The following is a 6,263-nucleotide window of genomic DNA, read 5'->3' on the forward strand; positions in this document are numbered from 1 at the left end:
AGCGAGAACAATCTCAAAGACATCGACGTCGAGATCCCCCTCGGTGTGCTCGTCGGAGTCACGGGAGTCTCGGGCGCGGGCAAGAGCACGCTGGTGAACGACATCCTCTACCCCGCTCTCGCAAGAGCGCTCAATCGCGCCGACTCCGCTCCGGGAAGCTGCCGCGGAATCGAGGGGATCGAGCACCTCGACAAGGTGATCGACATCGATCAATCCCCGATCGGGCGTACGCCGCGGTCCAACCCCGCGACCTATACGAAAGTATTCGACGAGATTCGCGGTTTCTTCGCTACGCTTCCCGAGGCGCGGGCCAGGGGCTACCAGCCGGGACGATTCTCGTTCAACGTGAAAGGCGGGCGCTGCGAGCGATGCTCGGGGGACGGCCTCATACAGGTCGAGATGCATTTTCTCCCCGACGTTTACGTTCCCTGCGAAGAATGCCGGGGCCGCCGGTTCAACGATTCGACACTCGAGATTCGATACAAAGGTCTTTCCATCGCCGACGTGCTCGACCTCACCGTCGCCGAGGCGGCGGAGTTGTTTCGAAACCATCCCGGGATCCGACGTATCCTCGAAACCATCGAGCAGGTTGGACTCGGCTATATCAAACTGGGGCAGAGCTCCCCGACGCTGTCGGGAGGCGAAGCCCAGCGGGTAAAGCTCTCGCGGGAGCTGGCCAAGCGGGCCACGGGCCGTACCTTCTATATATTGGACGAGCCAACGACCGGCCTGCATTTTCACGACGTCGCCCGGCTCCTGAGCGTTTTGCAGACGCTCGTGGACGCCGGCAACACCGTCCTCGTCATCGAGCACAACCTCGACGTCGTTAAGACCGCGGACTATCTCATCGATCTGGGACCCGAAGGCGGCGATGCGGGAGGACGGGTGGTCGTTTGCGGCACACCCGAAGAGGTAGCCTCGGAGTCTCGGTCTCATACCGGAAGGGTGCTTCGCAGCGTTCTCGAAAGAGCCGTGCTCGAGGCTTCGTGAGCCTCGTTCTCGCCCTGGTAGCCGGTTTGTCGGCCGGCGACATCCGTTTGCTGGGGCAATCGGACGACGTTCGATATCTTCCCCTGCTGGAGAACGCTTGTCGTCCCAAGCTGGCTGGGCCGATCACGCCGGACGTGGAGGAGGAGCAAGTCGCTTGCCTCGACGCGATTCGAAGGCTCGATCCCGAGAAGGCGGCGAGCTATGCCGAAGCGGTGTTGGACTCCGTTCCCGATTCGTGCCCTCCGTTCTGGTCCGCGCTCCGAGTCCTCGCCAGCGCGGGAGATCTCTCGACCATACGAAGAGGGCTGACCTCCTACTTCGAGGAGCCCACCGAATGGCGAACCGTTCTCGCCGAAGCCTCCCATCGCGACGTTCGATTGCGCGACTTTTCGCCCTGGGCGCCAGACGGAAGGGAAGATTCCGAGCGGCTCCTCCGATCGAGACTGGAGCAGAACCTCGGCCGTCCGCCACCGGAACCGACCACTGGGGTTGCTCCGGCGCTCGAAGCACCCAACGACGTTGGGCTGCGGGAGCAAATCCTCGCTGTCGACGCGGACGCGAGATATCGGGCCATCCGCGTCCTCGCCGCACGTGACGACGATGCCCTCGTTGGGCTTCCCATCGACGGGCAAGCGCTCGACCGCCTCTACCCTTATCTCGTCGGCTCTCGTCATCCTTCCCTGAGAAGGCAGATTCCACGCACCGAGCGAGCCCGGGGAGAGGCGCTCGCCGCCCTGCTTCTCTCGAACGTCGCGACCGAGGAAGAGAAACGTTCGGCCGTAGCGTCGATGACGGATGCTTGGCCACGAGCGCTCGAGACCAATGGGGTCTACGAAGTGATGGCGTCCCTGGTCGAGGCGAGCCGCGTGCTCGATCGAGCCGGCGTCGGCGCGCTCTCCATCATACCGCTCCCCGAAGCGCGTCTCCGCCTGGAAGCGTTGGCGACGCCCGAAGCGATCGAAGGGTTGATGAGGCGCGCCGATCGCGGCCTTGCGGTTCCAGTTCTTTCCGATCTGCGCCGGCTTGGCTCGCCTCCGGTGCGCTACGCGGCGGAAAAGGCGTTGCTGACTCTGGGCGCTCCCGGCTCGACCACTTTTCTGAAGTCGAGAACCGAGCTCGGGGATCTGCTTCCGGTCGTCATGAAGGCGCCGCTCGAGGGAGAAACCCTTCGCGAGCTGATTTCTCCCGTTGTCTCGACCCGATCCCCCTCCCCCGAGGCGCTCGCGGCGCTGTTTCAGCTCCACGCCCGGCATCCCTCGGTGGTGCTGAGCTATCTCGGCGAGGAGCCCGGCCCTCTCGCCGAGCGTTTCCACTTCGTCCTGTCGCTTTCCGGCGAGCCGAGACGGCTGCCGATCCTCGTCGACCTCGCCGTCAACGAGAGCGCGCCCGCGAGCCGGGAAGCCGCTTTCACCGGCCTCGCCGAAGCCGAGCTCGGATCCTTCGAGAAACGGCTCCATCGGCTCGCGGGGCACCCCGACCGCAGCGTGCGTTTTCGCGCCGCGGCCGCGCTGGCTCCATCGGGAGAGCCATGGATCGTCCGCCTGCTCGTCGCCGAGCTTTCCGAGAGCGAACGAGCGGAGGTCGAGCGTGCGAGACGCGCGCTTCAGAGAATCACGCCGGAGCGCGCCCGCCGAGTTCTCGAAGAGATGATATGGGACGGTACCGCGACGGCGTTCGCGGTGAACGCCTTCATCTCTCTCTCCCCAGAAGCGATTCGCGAGGATCGGGCACTCCAGCGCCGCATCTGGGAGCTGGTCGAAGAGGGAGTCGCCCATGGGACGCCGCTCTCTCTCATCGCCGCGTCGCGTCTTTCGCATCCACGAGCGCTCCGTGCGGTCCGGACATATATCGAACGTCGCTGATCGTACTGCCAGCGAGATCCGGATGAGGTGCCGAGACGAGCACGCCCGCGTGTGCTAACCTGAAGGCTCATGCCTGGCTACGCCTTCCAGAGGGGACAGGTTCGCTTCGGAGGACCGCTGACGCCCGGAGTCAAGATCATCATCATCGCCAACATGGTGGCGTTTCTCTTGCAAGTGATCATCCGGCCGTTCACCGAGTGGTTCACACTTCAGCCGCCTCTGGTCTTGCCTTGGAACTTCCAGATCTGGCGGGTGGGAACGTACATGTTCCTTCATTTCGGGGTGTGGCACCTGTTCTGGAACATGCTCAGTTTGTTCCTCTTCGGTGGCGCCATCGAGAGCACCTGGGGAACCCGATCGTTTTATCGGTACTACTTTTTGTGCGGTCTCGGGGGTGCGCTCTTCGCATTCATACCCATCGGGCCGTTCTACAACGTATCGATCGCGGGGGCCTCGGGAGCGGTCTATGGGATACTGCTCGCCTACGGGATCCTCTTCCCCAACAACCGAATCTACGTTCTCTTGACGTTTCCCGTCGAAGCAAAGTACCTCGTCGCCTTCGTCGGGTTCATCTCCCTGGTGAGCGCGCTCAGCGGTCAGGAGGGAATCGCTCATACCGTGCACCTCGGGGGTTTCCTCACCGGTTACATTCTGCTGCGCTGGGCGGGGCTGGCCCGACGGACGAGCTCCTTTGCACGGGCCGACTTTCTGGGCTCGGTCCGTGAGGCCTATCGACGCTGGCGCATGAGACGCCTCAGGCGCAAGTTCGAGGCCTACTACGAGAAGCGGGCTGGCCGCGACGATCAAGACATCATTCATTGAGCCGGGTTGACAAGCTTCCGGGGCGGTGGTAGCGTCCGCTCGCTCCTTGCGCTCAGGAGGTCGGCATGAATGTCAGGGCACTCCTCACGCTCCTGGTTCTCGGTCTCGCCGCGCTTTCGCTCGCTCAAGGCGATGCGATTCGCCCCACAGAGATTACTGCCGAGCAAGTCGGTCAAACCGTGGTGGTGGAGGGCCGCGTCTACAGCAGCAACAAGACGGCCGCGGGCATTCACCTCTACTTCGGCGCCGACACGAGCACGGCCTTTCAGGCGCTCGTGACTTCGGCTTCGATCCACAAATTCCAGGTCGACATCGAGAAGCAGTACTCATCACGAAACGTTCGCGTCACCGGGAAGCTCGAGGAGGATAACGGCCGGTTGTTCGTTCGCATCGAGGAGCCGTCTCAGATCAAGGTGGCTCCGCGAAAGCGTGGAACCAACTGAGCCTTACCCATCGACGCTAGCGGTCACCCGTCGCCGATGGCCACCGGCCGTTCCCGGCTCGCGCACCACTCCGACCAGGAGCCGGGATAGAGCTTCGCCCCCGTGAGGCCGGCAATCTCCATTGCGAGCAGATTGTGGCAGGCCGTGACCCCCGACCCGCAGTAGGAGACGACCGAATCGGGCCCCGACTCGATGACCTCGCGGAACCTCTGTCGCAGCACTTTTTCGGGGAGAAATCGACCCCGTTCATCGAGGTTCGCGGACGAGGGAAGATTCCTGGCGCCGGGAATGTGGCCGGCGACGGGGTCGAGCAGCTCGGTGTCGCCGCGAAACCTCTCGGGCGCCCGCGCATCGAGGAGCAGATGGTCTGCCAACGTCTCCCGCAGGGCGTCCACGTCGATACGCATTCCTTCGCGAACACGAGGTTCGAACCGGCGCGGCCCACGGCGCTCGCGGTCACGGGTGAGCGGCCTGCCGCTCGCCTCGTAAGCAGCCAGGCCGCCGTCGAGGACGGAGACGGCGTCGTGTCCCAGGAAACGAAGCATCCACCAGAGTCGGGCCGCGATTTGACCGCCGGAGGTGTCGTAGACGGTGACGTGCACCCCTTCATCGATTCCCCACTGGGAGAATCGATCGGTCATCTGCTCGATCGAGGGAAGCGGGTGTCGTCCGTTGGTCCCGCTCGGTGGAGCGGACAGGTCCCTGTCGAGATGCGCGTAGATTGCCCCGGGGAGATGGCCAAGGAGATACTCTCGCTCGCCTCGATCGGGCTCGGCGAGATAGAAGCGGCAATCGATCGTGGCCCGGTCCGGGTCGCCGGTATGCGCGAGAAGCTGGTCGGCGGCAATCAAGGGTCCCATGCTCATTCCTTCACATAGTACTCAATGCCGTGGCGGGACCCGCAATCGATCGGGCCGCCACGGCTCGGCCTTTGCGGCGCTGCGCGCCGATCTCGCGGCAGACGTTTTGGCCACCGCTCGGCAGGCGGAGTTGTCCTTGTTCATCACCCTGCTAGATCGATGAGAAAGGCATAGCAAAGCGCGGTTTCTCGGAACTGCTGGAAGCGTCCCGATTCTCCATGGTGGCCGGCCTCCATGTTCGTCTTGAGCAGGAGTCGATTCGAATCGGTCTTGATTGCTCGAAGCTTGGCCACCCACTTGGCAGGCTCCCAATAGGGGACCTGGGGATCGTGGTAACCGGCGGTCACCAGGAGGTGAGGATAGTCCTTGCGTTCCACGTTGTCATAGGGCGAGAAGGACAGCATGTAATCGTAGAACAGCTTTTGTCGGGGGTCACCCCACTCGTCGTACTCGCTCGTCGTGAGAGGAATGCTGTCGTCGAGCATCGTGGTGACCACGTCGACGAAGGGCACGTGGGCTACGACTCCATGGAAGAGCTCGGGCTTCATGTTGATCACCGCACCGAGTAGAAGCCCCCCGGCGCTGCCGCCCCATCCAAAGAGCTTTTCGGGGTGCACATAGGACTCGGATACCAGATGCTCGGCCGCGGCGATGTAATCGGTAAACGTATTCCTCTTCTGGAGGAGCCGCCCGGAGTCGTACCAGTGCCGGCCCAGCATCTGGCCTCCGCGCACATGGGCGATGGCATAGACGAAACCTCGATCGAGGAGGCTCAAACGGGCCGAGGAGAACGAAGCATCGACGTTGATCCCGTAGGACCCGTAGCCGTAGAGCACGAGCGGCGGCTTTCCCGATAACTCGGTGTCCTTGCGATAGACGAGAGAGATCGGCACTTTGGCGCCATCGGGTGCGGCGGCGGCGAGTCTCTCGGTAACGTAATCGTCGGGATCGAAATCCCCTACGACCGGTTCGCGTTTCAAGAGCACGCGCTGCCGCGTTCTCATGTCGTAATCGTAGAAGGTGCGGGGCGTCCTCAGGGAGGTGTAGCCCAAGCGCACCAGGTCGGTCGCGAGCTCGAAGTTGTCCCTCAGATGCAAATGGTAGGCGGGCTCTTCGAAACTGACTTCGTGCTCGCCGGTACCCTCCCAAGGTATCACCCGGATCCTTTGCCGGCCTTCGTATCGCTCGATGAGGACCAGGAAGTCGCGGAACAGCTCGAAATCTTCGACCAGGACGTCCTTTCGGTGCGGAACGACGTCCTCCCAGTGACGAGCAGACGGTGTGAC

At 63.2% G+C, this 6,263-nt stretch carries 6 protein-coding genes; 4 read left to right on the forward strand and 2 right to left on the reverse strand.

All coding sequences use genetic code 11. The features are described 5' to 3' along the window. The 4 genes from VEK15_28100 to VEK15_28115 all read left to right on the forward strand — a co-directional run. Positions 1-990: excinuclease ABC subunit UvrA (locus tag VEK15_28100; GenBank protein HXV64593.1), on the forward strand; the 990-nt coding region annotated here is incomplete at its 5' end. Continuing rightward, positions 987-2,852 carry a hypothetical protein gene (locus tag VEK15_28105; protein ID HXV64594.1) on the forward strand — a complete coding sequence of 622 codons (1,866 nt, stop codon included), beginning with the start codon at positions 987-989 and terminating at the stop codon, positions 2,850-2,852. The genes VEK15_28100 and VEK15_28105, both read left to right, overlap by 4 nt. Before the next feature lie 69 nt (positions 2,853-2,921). Further along, positions 2,922-3,674 carry a rhomboid family intramembrane serine protease gene (locus VEK15_28110; protein HXV64595.1) on the forward strand — a complete coding sequence of 251 codons (753 nt, stop codon included), beginning with the start codon at positions 2,922-2,924 and terminating at the stop codon, positions 3,672-3,674. Between the two features lie 65 nt (positions 3,675-3,739). Continuing rightward, complete coding sequence (locus VEK15_28115; protein HXV64596.1) at positions 3,740-4,117, forward strand: hypothetical protein; 378 nt, start codon at positions 3,740-3,742, stop codon at positions 4,115-4,117. Positions 4,118-4,140: 23 nt separating this feature from the next. Here the strand turns inward: VEK15_28115 and VEK15_28120 are convergent, their stop codons facing one another. Beyond that, on the reverse strand, positions 4,141-4,977 hold the full coding sequence (locus tag VEK15_28120) for a sulfurtransferase (protein HXV64597.1): 837 nt from the start codon (positions 4,975-4,977) through the stop codon (positions 4,141-4,143). 143 nt (positions 4,978-5,120) lie between these two features. Next, positions 5,121-6,263, reverse strand: a 1,143-nt coding sequence (locus VEK15_28125; protein ID HXV64598.1) for a prolyl oligopeptidase family serine peptidase, incomplete at its 5' end; no start/stop codon positions are given.

The sequence above is a fragment of the Vicinamibacteria bacterium genome (assembly GCA_035620555.1).
Taxonomy (GTDB): domain Bacteria; phylum Acidobacteriota; class Vicinamibacteria; order Marinacidobacterales; family SMYC01; genus DASPGQ01.